We start from the raw sequence: 22374 nt of genomic DNA, 5'->3' as shown, positions 1-22374 counted from the left end.
CGGAATAAACGCCGTCTCGTACTGCGTTTACATTATATTTTCAAGGGGGTTATACTATGAGTCAACTAGCTGTAAATCTTCATGAAAAGGTAGAAAAGTTTCTTCAAGGTACGAAAAAGTTATATGTGAATGGATCCTTCATTGAAAGCGCTTCCGGTAAAACATTTAAAACACCTAACCCAGCAACTGGCGAAACACTTGCCATCGTTTCTGAAGCTGGTCGCGAAGATATTCATAAAGCTGTAGTCGCAGCTCGCATGGCTTTTGACGAAGGTCCTTGGTCTCGTATGAGCACTGCTGAGCGTAGCCGTCTTATGTACAAGTTAGCTGATTTAATGGAAGAACATAAAGAAGAGCTTGCACAGCTTGAGACGTTAGATAACGGAAAGCCAATCCGTGAAACAATGGCAGCAGACATACCACTTGCAATTGAGCATATGCGCTATTATGCTGGCTGGGCGACGAAAATCGTTGGTCAAACAATTCCTGTTTCCGGTGACTACTTTAACTATACACGCCATGAAGCGGTTGGTGTTGTTGGTCAAATTATCCCTTGGAACTTCCCTCTTCTTATGGCAATGTGGAAAATGGGAGCGGCACTTGCTACAGGATGTACAATCGTTTTAAAACCTGCAGAACAAACTCCACTATCCGCTCTATACTTAGCTGAATTAATTGAAGAAGCTGGATTCCCGAAAGGTGTTATTAATATCGTACCTGGGTTCGGTGAATCAGCTGGACAAGCTCTCGTTAATCATCCACTCGTTGATAAAATTGCATTTACTGGTTCTACTCCAGTCGGTAAACAAATTATGAGACAAGCATCCGAATCATTAAAACGCGTTACACTTGAGTTAGGCGGTAAATCACCAAATATCATCTTGCCAGATGCTGATTTATCTCGCGCGATTCCTGGTGCACTTTCTGGTGTTATGTTTAACCAAGGACAAGTATGCTCTGCTGGATCACGCTTATTTGTTCCGAAGAAAATGTATGATAATGTCATGGCTGATCTCGTCCTCTATTCTAAAAAACTAAATCAAGGTGCTGGCCTAAATCCAGATACTACAATTGGTCCTCTCGTTTCTGAAGAACAACAAAAACGTGTAATGGGCTACATTGAAAAAGGGATTGAAGAAGGCGCTGAAGTACTTTGCGGAGGAAGTAATCCATTCGATCACGGTTACTTTGTTTCTCCTACCGTATTCGCTGATGTAAATGATGAAATGACGATCGCAAAAGAAGAAATTTTCGGTCCAGTTATTTCTGCAATACCGTTTAACGATATTGATGAAGTAATTGAACGTGCGAATAAATCACAATTCGGATTGGCAGCTGGTGTATGGACAGAAAATGTTAAGACAGCACACTATGTTGCAAGTAAAGTACGTGCAGGTACAGTATGGGTAAACTGTTACAACGTCTTTGATGCAGCATCTCCATTTGGAGGATTTAAACAATCCGGTCTTGGTCGTGAAATGGGATCTTACGCATTAAATAACTATACAGAAGTGAAGAGCGTTTGGCTCAACTTAAACTAATGAAAAAGAACCTGGCCTATCCGGTCAGGTTCTTTTTCATTATGTATTCATTTAAACTTGCAGTCCCCCGCTCACATTTAATACTTCTCCTGTAATATAGGACGCGTATTCTGATGCTAAAAAGGCCGCTGCGTTCGCAATATCTTCCGGGGTTCCAATTCTACCAACTGGAATCGCGCCAACCATCTTTTCTTTCACTTTATCTGGTATCGTTTTTGTCATATCTGTATCCATAAACCCGGGACAAATCGCATTACAAGTAATACCGAAACTCCCAACTTCTTTCGCTGCTGTTTTCGTTAAACCTACAACTCCTGCCTTTGTAGCCGCATAATTTGCTTGACCTATGTTTCCTTCTCTACTGATTGAAGATATATTAATAATGCGTCCATACCCTTGTTGTCTCATGTAAAGAAGTGCTGGTTGCATACAATAAAAAACACCAGTTAAGTTTACTTGTAATACTTGTTCCCAAGCAGACTTCTCCATTTTATGTAACATTGCATCTCTTGTAATCCCAGCGTTATTTACCAATATATGTAACGTTCCGAATTTTTGAACCGCATATTCAATTAACGACTTGGCTTCATTTTGATTACTCACATCACATCGATATAAGCTCACTTCATATCCTTCATCCGATAACTCACGTGTCGTTTTTTGTAGCTTCTCTTCATTTACATCGCTAATTAATACTTTAGCCCCTAGTTTTGCATAAACTCTTGCAATCTCTTTTCCAATTCCCTGTGCAGCTCCTGTTACAACAGCTGTTTTCCCATTTAAAAATTCCATCCCTATCCCCCATTTCTATTACTTATACTGTATATTTCGGCTTTTTCCTTTCCAATTCCTCTTTGTATAAAAAAGTCTATTTGTGTCAAACTAACTTTGCAACGTCGCATAAAGTGCAAGGAGATTGTGTCGAATGAACAAAAAAAATTTCAAACAAAACAAAGCTACTGATGGCATTGATGTTGAGTTCTCTCGTGAGCTCGCTGACCACAATGACTTAGAAGCAAACGCACGTGCAAATGCCGCTGATGCACGTCAAAAACGCCAGTCAAACGAAAAATAAGGAAAGCATAACCTTATTCTTTTCAACAGGGACCTACTACCCAACAAAATAAACCGAGAGACATCTCTCGGTTTATTTTCTATATTTTTTTATATAATGTGCAAAAGTAAGTAGTGGATATATATATGCATAGCTATGATAACGAATATAAAACCCACCTGGTAAACCTGTTCCGGTAGGATATTTTTCATTACCATTAGAATTCGCAAGCAAATATGAAATACCTTTTCGAATAGCTGGTGTTTCTGTATCATTATAAGAAATGAGAGCATCTAACGCCCATGCTGTTTGGGATGGTGTACTGAATGGCAAAGTAATAAACCTTTTCTCCACACTACTGTGGCAAGATTCCCCCCACCCACCATCTTCATGCTGTATATGTTCAAGCCATAAAGCTGCTCGTTTCAATGAAGGATTGCTAGATGGAATTCCTAGTGACCGTAAACCAGTCATAACAGCCCACGTACCATATATATAACAAATACCCCATTTCCCAAACCACGATCCATTTTCCTCTTGTACATTCATTAACCAATTTACCGCACTTTGTTTTTGTTTTTCAGACAATTCATTTTGCGCATATGTCCCAAAAAACTCTAACACCCTCCCTGTAATATCTGGTGTAGAAGGATCTGTAATCATATCGCTTGCATTTTCGATTGGTAAATTTGCTAATATATTGCTCGTCACACCTTTTTCAAACGCTCCCCAGCCACCATTATTATTTTGTAATCCTTTAACCCAATTGATTCCTTTCTGCCAAGCACTATCTACATTTTCGTTTCTTCTACTTCGTGCCAATGCCCTTAGCACAGCTGTTGTATCATCAACATCCGGAATAGTCGTATTCACATCCGAAAAGCCCCAACCTCCTGGAGTAAGCGCCGGAGCATGTACGCTCCAATCCGCTTTTTTTGTATGCTGTTTTTTTAATAAATATGCTGCTGCATGTTGAATCATCTTATTATCTTTCGGCACGTGGGCCTCCTGTAACGCATAGCTGAGTAAAGCCGTATCCCATACAGTTGAAGGAGAGTTTTGCAAATGACTCCCTCTTTCCACCTTCCATATATAAGATGTTAACCCGGTTATAGCATTTTGAATTATTGATGATTGAAGAGAATGTCCTAACGCGAGTAAAGCATAAATCATATAAAACGAGGCAGTTGCGTAACTATATAACGTTCCATTTTCATCAATACGCTTTTTCATAAAACGTTCTACTTCCTCATATCCTTTATGATGTAACGAAAGTGGATATGATAGGATTTGTTTCATATCACCTAATAACGTTTGAAACAACGGAGACCGATCCTCCCGAAACCATTCTCCGCCTCCGCCCGCAATATGATTTAAATTTGGCAATAACTTTTTCCCTACTCGAAATCTTTTATTTAAACACAGCATCATCGGAATTAAATGGATACGTGCTGAGCTACTCAATTCAAATATACTGAAGGGAGAATCATTCTGTAGAAACATGATTGGCGTTGGTAAATGAAAGAGTGAAGGATATTCATACTCTCCGTGAATTGCTAATAAAAACTTCGTCATAAAATGAGCACGCGCTACCCCCCCGCGCTCATTTATAAACATTTCCGCTCGCTTCATATTCGCATCTTCTTTTGTATATGTTTCCGAAGCAAGTAGGGCAGCATAAGATTGAATTGTAGCAGATAAATTACCACCCACTTCATCTTCATACAATTTCCACGTTCCTTCATTTGTTTGAAGTGATGCTAATCTTTTTACAAACGGTTCTATCTCTTTATCTCTACCTAATAATTTTAATAAAAAAATCATATGACAATCTGTTAATGGAGCCCCTTCAAAACAAAACCGCCACGTACCATCTTGCCGTTGCATCGTTTGAAGCGCAGTTTTTCTTCTCGCTATTTCTTCATGCACTTTTTCATATAATAACAAGTTACTCACCCACCCTTTCGAAATCCGTATAACGATATTCAAAAAGGTAGCTGAATATGTATGAAAACAAAGAAAAGCAGAACATATAAAATGTTCTGCTCATAAACAATATCCTACTCCGACAATTATCCCTACTAAAGCACCGACTACTACTTCATACGGTGTATGCCCGACAAGTTCATTTAATTTCTTATATTCTGTTTGTCTACCGTGAAAAAATTCATTCAATATTTTCGCCTGTTTACTTACTGCAAGTCTTACCCCTGAAGCATCATACATAACAATTATTGCAAAGATAGCAGCAATAGCAAATAAGGTACTTTCCACACCTTCCACTACGCCAACACCTGTCGCAAGTGCTGTAACAGTTGAAGCATGAGAACTTGGCATCCCACCTGAAGCGAAAAACTTTGCAAAATCAAATTCACCCGTTTTGACTAATTTAAAGACTACTTTCGTTAATTGTGCTAAAAACCATGAAATTACAGCGGCCATAAGCGGATCATTATGTAAAATTGTTTCCACGTTCTCAGCTCCCTACTAGCTATAATGGAAATTCTATATAGTATCAGTATAAAGAAAAATGCGTAGAAAATACTACGCATTATGATACTTTTGCTGATTTATTTTTTATAAATTTCGGTTGTTTCTGCACTAAAAACTTTGTTTTCGCTACTGAGAATACAAATAATGCAACCCATATACAGAAAAATGCCATCATATGAGTAGATGTGAAATGTTCACCAAATACGAATACACCTAAAATTAAACTAATCGTCGGTGCAATATATTGTAAAAACCCTACCATATAAAGCGGAATAAGTTGTGCTCCTTTTGCAAAATAAAAAAGTGGTAATGCTGTAACAATGCCTGCTCCTATTAATAGTAACGTTGATAACATGGAAATAGATCCAAATGAACCGAATCCATGCGCTCCAGTCATAACGAGATAAATCATTGCAAACGGCGTCACTAACATCGTTTCCATCGTAAGACCAATTGTCGCATCATAATTTAACAATTTTTTCGTTAATCCATATAATCCAAATGAAAAGGCAAGTGATAAAGAGACCCACGGAATAGATCCGAAACGCACTGTTAAAATGATAACCCCTACTCCAGCTAAACCAACTGCAACATATTGCCAAAAGTTTAACTTTTCCTTTAAAACAACTGTACCAAGTAAAATACTAATAAGCGGATTAATATAATATCCAAGACTTGCTTCAATGACATGATTATGATTAACGGCCCATATATAGACAAACCAGTTTCCGCTAATCAAGACTGAAGCTATTGTTAATGACATTAATAATTTAGGTCGTTTAAAAAGATTCACGAACTCTCCAATAAACTGACGAAACCTCTTCGTAACACCTAATACAAGTAACATAAAAACGAACGCCCAAACGATGCGGTGTGCTAATATTTCATCTGCCGGAACTTCCTCAACCCATTTCCAATAGATTGGTAGAATTCCCCACATCGTATAAGCACCAGCCGCATATATAATCCCTTTTTTTTGCTGTGCTGATTGACTCCCCATCTTCCTTTTTCTCCTCTTCTCATTTTTCTCCATTATAAGGTCCCACGTGCTCACTTTACCAATAATCAATCTGCGATTCTTTCGACATTTCTCATACAGCAAAAAGTAAACATACTGTTATAACGACAAGTAACGGTATACCGAAAACAAATTTCTTTTTATGTGTTTTATGGTGAAACATATACATACCGATCCAAGCACCAACTGCTCCCCCAGCTGCCGCTGATAAAAACAACGTACTTTCTGGCGTTCTCCACTGTTTCTTCTTCGCTTTTCGTTTATCAAGCCCCATAAGGCTAAAAGCTATAACATTAATAATAATAAAATAAATCCATTTCATCGCTTTCTCTCCCTATGAAAAATTCGCTTAATGGTAACATGAAAAAACGATGGAAACAACTGAAGAACACTTTTTATTAATTAGTTACCTTCATATTTACATAACCAACTAAAATCGCAGTTAAAGCAATTAATATAGAAAGATATTATGAGCAGGATCTTATATTTCATTCCCTTCACCCACTACCATATTATCGAAAAAACTTCTCTCAATTACTTTCTCATCAAATTGAAGAACTACAATTAGCCCTACATATAAAGAAACAAAATTTAGAAACCATTCCCCATTATCCTCTTTCTGAGCTAAGCATTTAAATATCTCTTGAAATTGCATACGCTCATCCGCAGCAACAACCGGGCGCACACCAAAATATTTCAATACGAGATTCAGCTCCATCTGCACGGATAATGATAAAATATATTTTAATAACTCTGTATAATCAGCAACATTTTTTTGACTATATAACTTCACAAGCTTTTGATGTAAAATAGAAATCGATAATTCTTCTTCAGTCACTTTTGTTGCTTCTATCGTTTCAATCATCTTTTTCATATCCATTACATTCACCCCTCCTGTAAAAAAACAAAGCCAAAGAGTATTTATCTTATAAAGAGCAATAATTGCGCATTTCTCGTCTCTCTTTCTTCTTCATTAACTAAGTCATACTTTTTTAGAAGATGAAAGATATCATTTAATATTTCCTGTGAATGATTACGTTGCAAAAATCTCTTTAACTCTTTAAAAATCACTTCCGGTAAAAAACTCTTCTGACTTTCAAGTTTATTCATTACATCTTCCATAGAATGATCGATATTACAAGCCATAAAAATCCCTCCTCTATCCTTTATAAATAATATCTTCTGCTAACGATGTAAACACTTCTCCAACAAGAGAATCTTCATCATATACAGATGAACCGTTATTTTCTTCACGTTTTGCAAAAGGTACTTGTGCGATTACTTCTGTTTGCAATTGTTCTGCTAACATTTCGCCGCCCCCTTTTCCGAACAGATAATTTTTCGATCCATCTTGTTCTTCGTAATAAGCCATATTTTCCACAATACCTAAAATCTCGTGTTTCGTATGTTTTGCCATTACGCCTACTCTAGATGCTACGAATGAAGCTACATTGTGTGGTGTTGTAACGATAATTTCTTTCGCCTGCGGGATCATTGCTGCAACATCAATGGCAACATCTCCTGTACCAGGTGGTAAATCAAGAAGTAAATAATCTAATTCTCCCCAGTGCGTATTCGCAAGGAAATTTTGAATCCATTTATTTAACATTGGCCCACGCCACATAACCGGATTATTTCCTTCCGTAAAAAATCCCATCGACATGATTTTAACACCGTGACTCACGACTGGAATTGCTGTTTGATCAATCATCGTTGGTTTTTGAGTCGTTTCCATCATAGCTGGGATGCTAAAACCATATATATCTGCATCTAATATCCCCACTTTTTTGCCCATACGAGCTAAAGCAGTAGCAAGATTAATTGTCACCGTTGATTTTCCAACTCCACCTTTTCCGCTCGTTACAGTAATAAAGCGTACCCCTGAGTCAGGGCGAAGCATACTCGGCATACCAGTTTCTGTTCTACTATTTTTCTTTAACTTCTCTGTTAGCGCAGCTCGTTCTTCTTGTGTCATAGAACCAAATATCAAATCTACTTTAGATGCACCAATTGCCTGAAGAGACTCTTCCACATCTTGTTGAATTTTTGCTTTTAACGGACAACCTTGAATCGTTAGCACTACTTCAAGTTTAACCTCTGTTCCATTCATTTGTATATTTCTAACCATATTTAATTCTACAATACTTTTGTGTAACTCTGGATCCTCCACATGTTTTAACGCATTCATTATTTGTTCTTGAGTAATCATAAAACTCATCCCTTCTCGTATTCTAATTTATATACAACATCTTCTTGGCTCTTCATCCGGTGAAAAAACTTATTACCCTCCACTAACAGGCGGAATGAATGCAACTACATCTCCAGCTTTTATCATCTCTTCATTCGTTACAAACTCTTCATTAACAGCCACCATCACTCTATCAAGCGATTGTAAACAATGGTTTGCTTTGAGCCATTCTTTTAATTGCTGAACTGTCATTCCTTGTTTTTCGGAAATTACTAATTGATCTAATCCGACTTCCTCACGCAAATTTGCGAACAGTAAAATTGTAATCATCTTCTCATTCTTCCTTCTTCGGTTTTCCTTCTGGATAAGGTGTATTTTCAAGTTGATCTCCAATCCACATCGTTCCATCTTCCCAAAATTCTTTTTTCCATATTGGGACGATTCGCTTTATACGTTCAATCGCGTATTCATTCGCTTCATAAGCTACTTTACGATGCGGTGATGAAACTGCAATGACTACCGCAATATCCATGATTTCTAGCCATCCTACTCGGTGCGTAATTGCTACTTTTGCGTCCGGCCACTTTTCATTCATTTCTTCCCCAATTCTCATAAGTTGTTTTACTGCCATCGGTTTATATGCTTCATACTCTAAATGTAGCGTTCGTTTTCCTTTTGTTAACTCTCTCACTGTGCCAATAAAAGTTGTAATTGCACCTGCTTCTCTTCTTGCGACTTTATTCGTTACTTCTTCAACTACAATAGGTATATCAACAATCTCAAATAGCGCTTGTCCCATTGGAACCACCTCTCACTTTACAAAATGTCCAAGGCCATTCACTACCTTCGTTATCTTCCAATAAAAACACATCCACAAACATATCTTTTTTATACCCTCTTGTCCCGCCTGGCAATACGATAAAAGCATTCGATTCTGCTAATGAAGAAACAGAGCTAGATTTATCAAACCCTGACGGATAAGCAATTAACTGGCCTTCGTTATATGTCAGTTTCGCTCGTACAAACCTTGTAAATGGATTTGGCTTTAGAAAGTCTTCTCCTAATAACGCTTTTTCTCTTTTTACATGTGCTTTTTCACTAAACATATACGTCCGAATACAAGGCCTTACAAATAATTCAAACCCTACGTAACAAGCTGATGGATTTCCTGATAAACCAAATAATAACTTGCCATTTAATTGCGCTACAGTCGTAACACTTCCTGGTCGCATTGCAACTTTATTGAAAAGAACCGATGCACCTAACTTTTCGTAAATAGCTGGTAAATAATCATAATCTCCAACTGATACACCGCCTGTTGTAATGAGCATATCCACTTGGCTTAACGCTTCTTTTACAGCTGTGAAACATGTATGAAAATCATCGCTAAACTTCCCAAAATATTTTACTCTTCCGCCCGCTCTTCGAATTTGAGACAATATCATATACGTATTACTATTTCGGATTTTCCCTGGCTGTAATGAATCATTTACATCCAGTAATTCACTACCAGTCGCTAATAGTCCAATTACAGGCTTTCTCGCCACTGGCACCTCGTTATACCCGAACGTAGCAAGAAGCGCTGATATACCTGGATTAATGTATGATCCTTTCTTTGCAAGAACCGTTCCTTTACGAGCATCTTCACCTTGAAAAGAAATATTGTCGCCTGCTTTGAATGATCGCTTCAATTCCATATAATTGTTGCCAGCCTCCTCATATTGACGAGTCAGTTCTAACATAACAACCGCATCACACCCATTCGGAATTTGCGCTCCCGTCATAATTCGAACAGCTTGAAACGGACCTACTTTCTCATCGAATAGCGATCCTGCGCCAATTCCCCCCACTACTTCAAATACAATTGGCGTTTCATAACTTGCTAAATTCGTATCTTCTGCTCTAATAGCAAAACCGTCATACGGTGAACGATTGAATGAAGGTACATCATGGTCAGCTACTAAATCCTCCGCTAATATACGTCCGTAAGCTAATTCAATAGGTAGTAGCTCCTTTAAGCCGTTATGAGCAAATCCCATTACTTTACGAACAGCTTCTTCAACCGTAATTGGCACTCTTCTTTCCATTATTGACAACCCTTTCTATTAACCGAATACGCGATAATATAATTGTTTCGCTTTCGAAATATCATTTGTACCATGAATGAAAACACGACCATCTCGAAAAATAACGACGCGGTAATCATCTAGTTGGCAAGATAGTAAATACGGATTCCGATCTACTTCCCCCAGTTTTTTTAATACGTTTTCTATATCGTCAAAATCATACTTCCTATTTTCTACCGGTCTAATTTGAACAGTATTTCTTCCGCATAAAACCGCTACCTTCGTTTGGTTTTCGTGTGATAAATAAGGATAAGTTCGATTCAAACCGCACGAAGGACAATCGTCTGTTTTGATTTTCCCTAGTTTTATACAATGGTTTTGATTACTCCATATATCAAACATGAAAAATGTTTTTCTAACTGCTGAAAAATCTTCTACTAAAATTTTGAGTGCTTCCGCCACTTGATATGCTGCGACGATTTGAACAGTCGGGCTAATAATTCCAGCGGTATCACATGTCACACCTGCAACAGGAACGTTCTTCAGCACACAATGTAAACACGGTGTCTCTTGCGGAATAACCGTATAACTCATACCGTACGATCCAATGCAAGAACCATATACCCACGGAATATTATGTTTTTGTGATAAGTCATTTATTACAAATCGAATATCGAAATTATCTGTTGCATCAATTATTACATCTACATTTTTTAATAGATCTTCCATATTCCCTGCAATTGCATCCATTACGACAGCATGTATTTGTACTTCCGAATTAATTTGCTCTAGCCGATTTTTAGCAGCAATTGCTTTTGGCATTTTCTCTCTCGCATCTTGTTCAGAATACAATTGTTGCCTTTGTAAATTACTCCATTCAACGTAGTCACGATCAATAATCGTCAACTTTCCAATTCCTGCACGTACGAAACTTTCAGCACTTGCACTTCCTAATGCGCCTGCTCCTACAATTAACACATGTTTATTTCGAATTTTTTCTTGTCCTTTATTCCCAATTGGTTTGAACAACTGTTGTCGTGAATACCGCTCAGCCATTACGCACCCTTCCTCTCAAGAACTCTTTTTCATATTAGCATGTTGTTTTTGATAACAAGCAAAGTAAGCAAATCCAACAAATCCAGCTCCCCCTATTACATTTCCGATAAAGACAGGAACAAAATTTCTAGCAAGATCCATCCACGTCAGATGACCTGCAAAAATAACTGCCGAGATGACAAACATATTTGCTACCACTTGCTGAAATCCAATCACTACAAATGCCATAATTGGAATCCAAATTCCGATTATTTTTCCGACAAAATCACTCGTCCCATAAGCGAGCCAAAGCGCTAGACAAACGAGCCAATTACAACCAATTGCTAAAATTAAAGTTCGCCCAAATGATTCATGTAATTTCCCTTCCGCTATCGCTACCGTTTTATTTAAATAATCTCCCTCTGTTAATCCGCCAAGATGACCGAAACAATACGCTACGAAAATAGCTCCTACAAAATTCATGAAAGTAATCCAAATCCAGTTATTTAGCACACTGACCAATGTAATTTTCTTTGCATATAGCGCCATAGACAGTGACATCATATTTCCGGTAATTAATTCTCCTCCTGCTAATACGACAAGCATGAGTCCAACAGGAAAAACTGCTCCTCCTAAAACATTCACTAAACTCCCCCAGCGCTCAGGTAAATTACCTAAAACGCGAATGTTAAGTAAAAAACCTAGCGAAATAAACGCTCCTCCTAAAAAACCGAGAATAAGCATCGCTGGCAACGTCTGACTTACTTTTTGAACACCGGCCTCAATTACAAGCTCAGCAATTTGTTCCGGTTTATGAAATGCCATTACTAATTCCTCCATTTTCTCCAAATAAAAAAGCAGCTTCAAAAAACCTTCTCAAAATAAGGGTTTTTGAATGCTGCTTAATTTCTCTGCACATCTTTTACAGAGATATCAATCATCACTTTTACTATAAAATAGAAAATCTACAAACATTGCACATTTTCCATTTTGTATATATTTCATCATAGCGTCACTCTTATATATCAGCCACCAATATGTGACATTTCAATTTTAGGTGCTCTTTTTTTACTTGTATGACTTAAGCGTTCATCTGAATAACGATCGTCTCGGTTGTTCCATATATCGCGTACGATATATGTTATTTCCTCGTCAGTGTATCCAGATCGAAGCAGTTCTCTCAAGTCATTTCCTTTAGAAGCGAACAAACACGTATATAATTTTCCTTCCGCAGAAATACGGGCTCTCGTACATGACGAACAAAAGGAATCTGTTACCGATGAAATAATACCTATTTCTTCATCACTTCCAATATAACGATAGCGAGTCGCAACCTCACCTGCATAATTCGCTTCTATCCGTTCTAATGGCATAACTTGATGAATCGTATCTACTATTTCTTGTTTAGAGACGACCTCTTTTAACTCCCAGCCGTTATAATTTCCAACGTCCATATACTCAATAAATCGAAGAATATGCTTATTTTCTTTAAAATATTGCGCCATCTGCAAGATGTCCTGTTCATTTTTCCCCTTTTGAACGACCATGTTTATTTTAATTTTCATACCAACTTCAGCTGCAGCCTGTATTCCTTCCAGAACCCTTTGCACTTTGCTTCTATTACCATTCAAATAGAAAAACCGCTCTTCTTCTAAGGAATCTAAGCTAACTGTCACACGTGATAAACCCGCCTTATATAAATCAGGAGCAAACTTTTTAAGTAACGATCCATTGGTTGTTAAGCCGATATCCTCCACACCATCTATTTTATTAAGGCGCTCGATAAGCTGCGGAAGACCTCTTCGAAGTAACGGTTCTCCGCCTGTAATTCGTAACTTTCTTACACCTAAAGAAACGAAAATACGTGTTATCCTTTCAATCTCATCAAAAGATAAAATTTTATCATTAGACAAAAACGAATAATCAGGACCAAATATTTCTTCTGGCATACAATAACGACAGCGAAAATTACAGCGATCAGTAACAGAAATACGTAAATCCTTTAAAGGACGTTGTAGTTTGTCTAATGTGACAGATTTCATATTTATTGCCTCGCTTTTACTTATTTTATATTTAAAACACGCTCTGGATGCGTATATACATTTAAGGATTCATTCCGAATAAATCCTATCGTAGTAATACCTAATTCTTCTGCTAGCTGCAAAGCCAACTCAGTTGGAGCTGATTTTGATAGTATAATTTCACAACCAATTTTTGCAACCTTCAATAATATTTCCGAAGAAATACGACCACTAAAAACAATGATTTTATCTTTTATAGAAATATTGTTTTTTAAACAATAACCGTAAATTTTATCTAGCGCATTATGCCTACCGATATCCATTCGGCTTAACAAAATACCATTCACGTCACACAAAGATGCATTATGAACGCCGCCTGTATGACGAAACGTCTCCGCAGATTGCTGCATGTCTTCCATTAATCGAAAACAATCTCCTACACCAACTTGTACATGGATACCATTCATTTTCTTTGCACTTAATGCATCGTTTGCAAAAACAAACCCTTGTCTACTCATACCACAGCATGAAGTAATGTAACGTTTATTTTGCATTTGTTCGTAATACGGATTTACTTTTGTCGTCGTGACATGTACAAATCCTTCTTTCTCTTGTACCCATATGTCATCAATATCTTCATACTTCCGGATGATTCCTTCAGATGCTAAGAAGCCTATTACCATGTCTTCTATATATTCTGGAGTACTAACCATTGTAACAAACTCCTGTCCGTTCATTTTAATCGTGACTGGAAACTCTGTTACAATGCTGTCCTCTATATGCTTAAACGCCCCTTGTTCATAACGAAAGATTTCTCTTTCTACCTGTATCGGTTTCACGATCAGTATCCTTCTCTCACGTTATATTTTTATCAAAAACAAATACCGAAACCGCAATATCTTCTTCTACTTTCATATCTGAAAACAAATTCACTAGTTTCGCTCCAACAAGTTCCTCCAAATGTTCACGGGAATTTGCAGCATACACTTCTTGAATCATTTTCGTTCTAGCCATATGAACCATTTCCGCACCGTCCATCGTACTTGAAATGAATTTTTCAGTAGGTGTTAAGTTTCCATAAAGTGTTGCAATTGCCATATTTTCAGCAAATACAGTATGAATTCTTTCTGGCCCTTTTCCGAAAAGTTCCTTTCGAAGTTTTCGTATCATATCGTTAAATTCATGTACTTTTTTTGACATACAATTATACCTCCCAAAAGCCTCATTTTACTTCATTATATATTTTACCAAAATGCTCCTTCCGCCCAAACTATTTCGTATAAACATTTGGGCGAAAAGGTTCACTTCATGAAGTTTATTCGTCTTTTAACCCTTTACCCATACCTTTTAAGAAATGAAGCCCAAATCCGATGGCACGGTTAATGTCTGGATCTTTCAATACTTTCATAAGATCGAATACCCCTACTTTTTTATTACTCTCTAGGTGTTCATTACCTTCTTCTAGCCCTACTAATAAGCTACCTATAAGCTTTTTCGTAAGTTCCGGATCAAGTTCTGTTAAAGCACCTGCAGCACCCATCATATTATTAATTAAATTTGTAACAGGCTCGCGAGTCACTTGACCGAGAACTATTTTTGCGATTGGTTCTTTCGCCTTTAGCATAGAATTTGCAGCTTCTAGCATTCCGATGTCATTCAATTCCCCTACTATATTAAACATTTGATTTAAAGCCTCTTCATTATTAGCTAGAAGCTCTTTTAAATCATCTAATTTTTGCTGTTTTATCTCTTCCTCAGTTAACTCTTGTTTTTGAATCATTTTTATAGGTGCAGCCATATTTTTCTCCTCCTACTTATCCGTTAAATGCACATACCCTGGACGTGCCCACTTACGATGTACCTCAATACCGGCTTGAGGGTGACGTTTTTTATTACGCGGGTTCGCTTTCGGCATCGGATTTTCGCCATCAACTTCTAGCACTTCCATACGTACTTTTGTCTGTTTATAAGCAGGTGTATTCGTACGTACGTCCACAGCAGGACCTGTTAAGAAATTAATTGCCGTTTCATTATCTGTAGAATTCATTGGTAAATATAACTCATTCGCTTTTACACGATCTGTAACGAGTGCACGTAATTTTAATGCTCCAAAAGGAGAGATAAGACGAACTAATGAACCTGTTTTCACTCCACGTTCTTTTGCAAGTGCTGGAGAAATTTCAACAAATACACCAGGCACTTTCGTTTGAATACCTGTTGATTTATTTGTCATATTCCCTTCATGAAAATGCTCAAGCATACGCCCGTTATTAATGTGAAGATCAAACTCCGCTGGGAATTCAGCTGGACGTACCCAGTCAGCAATCGCAAAACGAGCTTTTTTATCCGGGAAGTTAAATCCATCTTGGAAAAGTAGTGGTGTATTCGCTCCATCAAAACTTCCCCAATGGAAACTATTCCATCCTTCAAGTACTTCATAGTTTGCTTGTGAAAATAGCGGTGATAAACTTGCCATTTCAGCAAAAATTTCACTTGGATGACTATAACTCCAGTTTGCACCTAATTTATTCGCAACTTCTTGCACGATCCACCAGTCTGGCTTCGCATCTCCAAGCGTAGGAAGCACTTGATATAGTCTTTGAACACGGCGCTCTGTATTTGTGAAAGTACCTTCTTTTTCAAGAGACGGTGCTGCTGGCAATACAACATCTGCATATTGAGCCGTTTTAGATAAGAAAACATCTTGCACAACGAAGAACTCAAGGCTCGATAACACTTCATGTACATGGTTCGCATTAGAGTCTACAAGAGCCATATCTTCTCCGACAAGATACATAGCCTTCATTTTCCCTGCGTCAATTGCATGAAGCATTTCAATATTATTAAGACCTGGTTCACTATTAATTTTCACTCCGTAAGCCATTTCAAATTTCGCACGTTCCATATCGTTCGTAACGTGTTGATATCCAGGAAGCCATCCTGGTAAAGTACCCATATCACAAGCACCTTGTACGTTATTATGACCTCGAAGCGGATATGCACCAGCACCTGGACGACGATAATTACCTGTTGCAAGAAGTAAGTTTGAAATTGCAGCGGAAGTATCAGATCCACCTGTATTTTGCGTTACTCCCATACCCCAAAGGATACATGTACCGTCTGCAGCACGAATCATTTCAGCCATTTGAATAAGTGTTTCTTTTGAAATACCAGTCATTTCTTCTGCATATTCAAGTGTATATTCTGCAAGACTACCTTTGAAATCTTCAAAGAAGTTTACATTCTCATCAATAAATTGTTGATCGTGCCAACCTTGATCAATCATATATTTCGTAACAGCCATTAGCCATACTTGATCTGTTCCTTGTTTCGGGCTAATAAAGACGTCTGAACGCTCTGCCATTTCTGTTTTACGAAGATCAGCCACAATTAATTTTTGTCCGTGTAATTTATGCGCACGCTTAATACGTGTAGCTAAAACAGGATGACCTTCTGTCGGATTACAACCTACAATAATAACAAGGCCAGATTGTGCGATATCTTTAATCGTTCCAGCATCTCCGCCCATACCAATTGTACGGAATAATCCGTCTGTCGCTGGTGATTGACAATAACGTGAACAGTTATCAATATTATTCGTTTCAAATACTTGTCGAGCTAATTTTTGAATAACGTAATTGTCTTCATTCGTAATTTTAGATGAAGAAATAAAACCGATAGCATCTTTACCATACTCTTCTTTAATAGATCCTAATTTACTTGCAACTACATTCAACGCTTCTTCCCATGTAGATTCAACAAACGTTCCATTTTTACGAATTAAAGGTTTCGTAATTCGCTCTTTAGAATTTACGAAATCCCAACCGAATTTCCCTTTTACACAAGTAGAAATTGCGTTAACTGGCGCATCAGAAGAAGGCTGTACTTTAAGAATCTTACGCCCTTTCGTCCACACTTCAAATGAACAACCTACACCACAAAATGTACATACTGTTTTCGTTTTTTTCGTACGAGTATCACGCATGGCCGCTTCCACTTCTGATACCGCAAAAATACCGCTATATCCAGGCTCAACTTCTTTAATTAAATCTACCATCGGTTCAAGAATATCTGGTTTTAATCCCGTCATAAATCCAGCTTCACCGAGCATCGTTTTCTCCATTAAAGCATTACAAGGGCAAATGGTTACACATTGACCACAGCTCACGCATGAAGAATCATTAATATTTACTCCTTCATCCCAAATAACTCGTGGGCGTTCCGCTTCCCAGTCGATAGATAATGTTTCATTTACTTGTAAGTTTTGACACACCTCTACACATTGACCACATGCGATACATTGATTAGGGTCGTAGCGATAAAATGGATGCGTCATATCAACTTCACTTACATCTACTTTCGGTTCGTAAGGATATTTTTGATGTTCAATCTCCATTAATTCCGCTGTATTATGCAATTTACAGTTCCCATTGTTGTTGTCACATACTGTACAGTATAATAAATGATTTTCTAGTAGCCGATCCATCGCCTCTGTTTGTGCTTCTTTCGCACGACCAGAAGCCAGTTCAATGTTCATACCTTCCGTCGCTACTGCCGAACAAGAGCGCATTAACTTTCCGTCAACTTCTACAATACAAGTGTCACATGTTTGAATAGGATCCACCTCTGGCACGTAACAAATTTGCGGATGCTCAATCCCGTTCTCATTAATAACACCCAATATCGTTGAACCAGGCTCCGTTGTATACTTTTTTCCGTCAATTGTAATATGAACCATGTTGTTATTCATGGTCTTTCCCCCTTTTTGAGAATAAAAAAAACTCCACCACGAAAATATACGCACCACATTTTGGGCACGCTATCATCATGGTGGAGTAGTTTATTAGCACATCTTGCTAAAATACCAATCCATTTATTCATAAATAAAACGATAGATTCATAACAGGTCATATCACGATTCCATCTTTAACACTATAATTATAGCGTTTAATTTTAAAATATACAATATAAAATTTAAAATACGCATATGTCCTCATAGAACTATCCATAATAACCCATATAAAGCAAAACTATAATCAGTGGAGATTTCATTCATCCCCCACCGATTATCAGCTTGCAAATAGCGAGCTAAAACACAACAAGGAGAAAGTGAATAAATGGGGTCTTTTAATAAATGGATACGTGGTGAAAAATCTTTTTCTGTACAAGAGCAAGCTGATTATACATTAAAAAAACCTATTTCTTCTTCTCTTCCACTTAACCTAAAGCACTTGTCCAAACTGTTTAGCGGGATTCCAGAATTAATAACACGCACTTTCCCATTAAAAAACGGCCAAGAAGCTGCACTTATATATATGGAAGGACTTGTAGACAAAACTGTTATTAACGTAAACATTCTTCGTCCTCTCTTATTTAAAGAATGGAATGAAGAAGATTTTTGGGAATCCTCTGTTTCTATCGGAAATATTAAAAAAGTTCAACAGTGGGCAGACATTGAACAATCTCTTTTACACGGCAAAAGTATTTTATTTATAAACGGGCAACTATCTGCTTTAGAACTTGATACGCAAGCAGCACCAAAAAGGAGCATTGAAGAACCTATAACAGAGAGCTCCATAAAAAGTTCACATGAAGGATTTAATGAAGTGGCAAGCGACAGTATCGCGCTTATTCGTCGATATATTCCAAATCGCGAATTGAAAGTGAAGGAATTTACCGTTGGTGAACGAGCAACCTCTAAAGTTTTTTTACTTTATCTTGCAGATATTGCAAACGAAGACATTGTACAAGAAATGGCATGCCGCATCGAATCAATCAAAGTGGATGCGATTATTACAACCGGTGAATTAGAAGGGTTTGTTGAAGATAATTCCTATACTCTCTTTCCGCAATTATCAATAACTGAACGCCCTGACACAACAGCACATCATATTCTGGATGGGAGAATCGCTGTTGTTGTAGATCGTTCACCAGGCGTATTAATAGGGCCTATGACCTTTTCATCCTTTTTTCAAACGATTGATGATTACAGTTTTAGACCATTGATTCCATCTTTTATACGCCTTCTTCGTTTTACTGGGTTATTTATTGCCATATTTGCTCCCGCTCTTTATATTGCTATGATTTCCTTTCATTATGAAGTGATTCCACTTAAATTATTGTTAACGATTGGCGAATCTCGGGCTAAAATTCCTTTTCCTCCTATATTAGAAGCACTTTTGATGGAATTAGTACTTGAAATGCTCCGCGAAGCTGCAGTTCGGCTTCCTGGTCCCGTTGGACAAACGATTGGCGTCGTAGGAGGGATTGTCATTGGACAAGCTGCAGTTCAAGCAGGAATAGTAAGTAATGTTATGGTTATCGTCGTATCTATTACTGCAGTCGCTTCTTTCATCATCCCTAACATGGAAATGTCTGCAGGAATTCGACTTCTTCGATTCCCAATGATGATAATCGCTTCTTTATTTGGTGTCATTGGCATTATGGTTGGGATGGCAATCATTATTATTCATATACTTTCTATGGAATCTCTCGGTGTTCCTTATGGTAGTCCTTTTTCTCCGTTATTTGCTTCGGATTTAAAAGATATTCTTGTACGTTTACCATGGAAAATAATGAAGAAACGCCCACTATCCCTTGACTTAAAACAAGAGAATCGACAAAGCGATATAAAAGAAACGGAGGAAGATAAGTGACAAAGCGTGCAAAGAGGGAGATTAGTTTATTTCAATACATTTTAACGATTAGTGGTGTTCAAGTAGGATTCGGTGTTCTTACACTGCCACGTGAAGTTGCACAAGGGGCGAATACAGATGGATGGATGTCTATCATTATAGGATGCGCTATTACTACATTAGTCAGTCTATGTATTGTAAAAATTATGGAAAAGCATCCTGGATATACTTTACTTGATGTGCTGACTCGTTATCTTGGGAAGTGGCTAGGAAGAGTAGTAATGATTTTTTGGATTTTATATGCTGTTCTTGCAGCTGTTTCCTTAATTTTTTCCCTCTTATACGTTATTCACATTTGGATTTTACCTAGATCCCCCATGTTTTTAATCATGATGTTACTATCTATTCCAATGCTTATGCTCGCATGTAAAGGTGTTCTTATTATTAGCCGCTATGCTGTTTTTACTGTCTTCTTTACACTCTGGATGCCTTTGCTATTATTTATCCCACTTAAAGATGGTCATTGGATTTATCTTCTTCCTCTCCTTAAAGAGGGATGGCTACCCGTTTTCAACACAGTAAAATCAACTATTATTGCGTTTCTCGGATTTGAGTTTGCATTCGTCCTTTTTCCTTATCTCAGTAATAAATCATCTGCCAAAAAAGGAATTATTCTTGCGAATTTGATTACGCTATTTGTTTATCTTCAAGTCACGTTCGTCTCTTTTGTTTATTTTAGTCCGGATGGTATAACAAAGTTTTTATGGCCCACGCTTTCTCTTGTTACACCATTTCACTTTTCATTCCTTGAACGGTTTGAAATTATCTTTTTGTCATTTTATCTCTTTATTATTTTTGACTCTTGCATTCCTTATATTTTTACTGCTTCAGATGGAATCAATCAATTACTTAACAAAAAAGGGAGCTCATTACCTATTTGGTTTTTATTATTCGGGTGTATTTTCGTTCTATTCTTTTATATCCCTTCCTCTTATCAAATAAGTGCGTTACGGGATTTTTGGGGAACTTCAAGTTATTTTATCGTTTTTCTATTCCCAGTCGTATTTCTCTTATATATGACACTTTATCAGCATTGGAAAAGGAGAAAAACTTAAATGAGACCCTTTATTCATTTCACTATACTTTGCTTTCTCATAACCTTTTTAACAGGCTGTGGAGATCGGCTCGATTTAGAAAAACAATCGATTTCATTAATTTACGGTTTTGACGCAAAAGCAAAAGGAAAATTAATTGTGTACCACGTAAACCCTATTTTTAATGAAGATGTAGAGAAAAAGTACGAAACTCATGAAGCGAAAGTACGTACACCTCGAGAAGCAAAAGCAACGTTTAATAGTTCAAGTGGCGGTTTAGTATCTACAGAAAAGTTACAGCTCATTTTATTTAGCACGAAATTTTTAAAACAAGAAGGAGCTATGCCTTACCTTGATGTTTGGTATCGTGATCCTAAAAATACTGGAAATATGCGCATGGTTGCGGTAGATGGTCCAATATCTTCCGTTATATATAATAATTTTAAAGATAAGCCTGCTCTTCCTGAATATTTAACAGATTTAATTAATACGAACAAACTATACAATCGAACTGTGTTTACGACATTCCATGAATTTCATAGGCAAACGTTTAATAAAGGTATAACACCTGCTATTTCAGAAATAAAAAAAGGTATAAAAGATGTTATCGTTACCGGTTCCGCGCTATTAACTTCTCGCGGAATTTATAAAATGTCATTAAATCGTTATGAAAGCGCCCTCCTTCTTTTATTACAAAAGAAGGCCAATACACCAGTTTCTCTTACAATGAAGATCCCTTCTACTCAAGTTGAAAGTAATAGTGATTTAAAAGATACAGATGGTGGCGATTTCGCAACAATAAATGTTCTTAGTATGAATCGTGATATTCATACAGACTATAGCGATAATCACTTCAAATTTAATATTAAAATGGATTTAAAAATTGCCGTATCTGAACTTACATTCAACATGGATATAGACAAAGATAGAAAGAAATTAACTTCACTTATTACAAAACAACTAAACGAAGATTTAAACGATTTAATCCACAAAATTCAAAAACAGCAACTTGATCCATTCGGATTTGGTGATTATGCGAGAGCGTTTCAATATAAAGAATGGAAACAAGTTGAAGATGATTGGCCGAGTGCCTTTTCAAAAGCTAATGTGAAAGTAGCACCTACTATTAAAATTTTAGAAAATGGGATTATTAAATAGCAAAAACACGCTACTTGTTCTTATATGAATAAGTAGCGTGTTTTCATTTCCATTACAAATATTATTTCAAC

The 22374-nt window shown here is 37.2% G+C and carries 23 protein-coding genes; 5 read left to right on the top strand and 18 right to left on the bottom strand.

The window, feature by feature from the left end:
- Window positions 1-56 precede the first annotated feature (56 nt).
- The gene (gene dhaS, locus ACUN28_RS11685) at window positions 57-1541 is read left to right on the top strand and encodes an aldehyde dehydrogenase DhaS (protein ID WP_016086870.1); all 1485 of its coding nucleotides are present in this window, start codon (window positions 57-59) and stop codon (window positions 1539-1541) included.
- A 51-nt stretch (window positions 1542-1592) separates the two neighbouring features.
- Here the strand turns inward: dhaS and fabG are convergent, their stop codons facing one another.
- Window positions 1593-2333, bottom strand: a complete 741-nt coding sequence (gene fabG / locus ACUN28_RS11680) for a 3-oxoacyl-ACP reductase FabG (protein WP_016086869.1) — start codon at window positions 2331-2333, stop codon at window positions 1593-1595.
- A 133-nt stretch (window positions 2334-2466) separates the two neighbouring features.
- Between fabG and ACUN28_RS11675 the strand changes: the two genes are divergently transcribed.
- A complete protein-coding gene (locus ACUN28_RS11675; RefSeq protein WP_016086868.1) occupies window positions 2467-2616 on the top strand; it encodes a YfhD family protein in 150 nt (49 codons plus the stop codon).
- A gap of 72 nt (window positions 2617-2688) precedes the next feature.
- Here the strand turns inward: ACUN28_RS11675 and ACUN28_RS11670 are convergent, their stop codons facing one another.
- From ACUN28_RS11670 to fdhF, 17 genes are all read right to left on the bottom strand, one after another.
- Window positions 2689-4542 (bottom strand): terpene cyclase/mutase family protein, encoded by a 1854-nt coding sequence (locus tag ACUN28_RS11670; RefSeq protein WP_016086867.1) that lies wholly within the window; start codon window positions 4540-4542, stop codon window positions 2689-2691.
- 99 nt (window positions 4543-4641) lie between these two features.
- Entirely contained in the window at window positions 4642-5067 is a 426-nt protein-coding gene (locus ACUN28_RS11665) for a divergent PAP2 family protein (protein WP_016086866.1), read from the bottom strand.
- Window positions 5068-5146: 79 nt separating this feature from the next.
- The gene (gene rarD / locus ACUN28_RS11660; protein ID WP_016086865.1) at window positions 5147-6088 is read right to left on the bottom strand and encodes an EamA family transporter RarD; all 942 of its coding nucleotides are present in this window, start codon (window positions 6086-6088) and stop codon (window positions 5147-5149) included.
- Between the two features lie 91 nt (window positions 6089-6179).
- Window positions 6180-6428, bottom strand: a complete 249-nt coding sequence (locus tag ACUN28_RS11655) for a DUF1294 domain-containing protein (protein ID WP_016086864.1) — start codon at window positions 6426-6428, stop codon at window positions 6180-6182.
- Between the two features lie 159 nt (window positions 6429-6587).
- Window positions 6588-6986: a hypothetical protein gene (locus ACUN28_RS11650; protein WP_016136791.1), complete on the bottom strand. Its 399-nt coding sequence runs from the start codon at window positions 6984-6986 to the stop codon at window positions 6588-6590.
- A gap of 41 nt (window positions 6987-7027) precedes the next feature.
- Entirely contained in the window at window positions 7028-7252 is a 225-nt protein-coding gene (locus ACUN28_RS11645) for a hypothetical protein (RefSeq protein ID WP_016086862.1), read from the bottom strand.
- Between the two features lie 13 nt (window positions 7253-7265).
- The gene (locus tag ACUN28_RS11640; protein ID WP_016086861.1) at window positions 7266-8315 is read right to left on the bottom strand and encodes a P-loop NTPase; all 1050 of its coding nucleotides are present in this window, start codon (window positions 8313-8315) and stop codon (window positions 7266-7268) included.
- 72 nt (window positions 8316-8387) lie between these two features.
- Window positions 8388-8624 (bottom strand): molybdopterin converting factor subunit 1, encoded by a 237-nt coding sequence (gene moaD / locus ACUN28_RS11635; RefSeq protein ID WP_016086860.1) that lies wholly within the window; start codon window positions 8622-8624, stop codon window positions 8388-8390.
- Window positions 8625-8628: 4 nt separating this feature from the next.
- Window positions 8629-9093: a molybdopterin synthase catalytic subunit MoaE gene (gene moaE / locus ACUN28_RS11630; RefSeq protein ID WP_016086859.1), complete on the bottom strand. Its 465-nt coding sequence runs from the start codon at window positions 9091-9093 to the stop codon at window positions 8629-8631.
- Window positions 9074-10381, bottom strand: a complete 1308-nt coding sequence (moeA, locus tag ACUN28_RS11625) for a molybdopterin molybdotransferase MoeA (protein WP_016086858.1) — start codon at window positions 10379-10381, stop codon at window positions 9074-9076. The genes moaE and moeA overlap by 20 nt, the downstream gene beginning before the upstream one ends.
- An 18-nt stretch (window positions 10382-10399) precedes the next feature.
- On the bottom strand, window positions 10400-11416 hold the full coding sequence (locus ACUN28_RS11620; protein WP_016086857.1) for a molybdopterin-synthase adenylyltransferase MoeB: 1017 nt from the start codon (window positions 11414-11416) through the stop codon (window positions 10400-10402).
- 15 nt (window positions 11417-11431) lie between these two features.
- Window positions 11432-12220 carry a formate/nitrite transporter family protein gene (locus tag ACUN28_RS11615; RefSeq protein WP_016086856.1) on the bottom strand — a complete coding sequence of 263 codons (789 nt, stop codon included), beginning with the start codon at window positions 12218-12220 and terminating at the stop codon, window positions 11432-11434.
- 200 nt (window positions 12221-12420) lie between these two features.
- A complete protein-coding gene (moaA, locus tag ACUN28_RS11610) occupies window positions 12421-13437 on the bottom strand; it encodes a GTP 3',8-cyclase MoaA (RefSeq protein ID WP_016086855.1) in 1017 nt (338 codons plus the stop codon).
- A 20-nt stretch (window positions 13438-13457) separates the two neighbouring features.
- Window positions 13458-14255, bottom strand: coding sequence for a formate dehydrogenase accessory sulfurtransferase FdhD (fdhD, locus tag ACUN28_RS11605; RefSeq protein ID WP_016086854.1), 798 nt, complete (start codon window positions 14253-14255; stop codon window positions 13458-13460).
- A gap of 16 nt (window positions 14256-14271) precedes the next feature.
- The gene (locus ACUN28_RS11600) at window positions 14272-14616 is read right to left on the bottom strand and encodes a DUF2294 domain-containing protein (protein ID WP_000039582.1); all 345 of its coding nucleotides are present in this window, start codon (window positions 14614-14616) and stop codon (window positions 14272-14274) included.
- A gap of 115 nt (window positions 14617-14731) precedes the next feature.
- On the bottom strand, window positions 14732-15214 hold the full coding sequence (locus ACUN28_RS11595) for a DUF1641 domain-containing protein (protein WP_000729894.1): 483 nt from the start codon (window positions 15212-15214) through the stop codon (window positions 14732-14734).
- Window positions 15215-15226: 12 nt separating this feature from the next.
- The gene (gene fdhF, locus ACUN28_RS11590; protein ID WP_016086853.1) at window positions 15227-18166 is read right to left on the bottom strand and encodes a formate dehydrogenase subunit alpha; all 2940 of its coding nucleotides are present in this window, start codon (window positions 18164-18166) and stop codon (window positions 15227-15229) included.
- Window positions 18167-18533: 367 nt separating this feature from the next.
- On the opposite strand from fdhF, the gene gerSA reads away from it, so the two are divergent.
- The 3 genes from gerSA to gerSC are packed head-to-tail and all read left to right on the top strand — an operon-like array spanning window position 18534 to window position 22303.
- On the top strand, window positions 18534-20072 hold the full coding sequence (gene gerSA, locus ACUN28_RS11585; protein ID WP_016086852.1) for a spore germination protein GerSA: 1539 nt from the start codon (window positions 18534-18536) through the stop codon (window positions 20070-20072).
- Window positions 20069-21166, top strand: a complete 1098-nt coding sequence (locus tag ACUN28_RS11580) for an endospore germination permease (protein WP_016086851.1) — start codon at window positions 20069-20071, stop codon at window positions 21164-21166. Before gerSA ends, ACUN28_RS11580 begins: the two co-directional genes overlap by 4 nt.
- On the top strand, window positions 21167-22303 hold the full coding sequence (gerSC, locus tag ACUN28_RS11575) for a spore germination protein GerSC (RefSeq protein ID WP_016086850.1): 1137 nt from the start codon (window positions 21167-21169) through the stop codon (window positions 22301-22303).
- Window positions 22304-22374 lie beyond the last annotated feature (71 nt).

It is taken from the genome of Bacillus sp. WC2507, assembly GCF_052656125.1.
The sequence above is the reverse complement of the archived record's forward strand: the minus strand, read 5'-3'. Positions and strand labels throughout refer to the sequence as shown.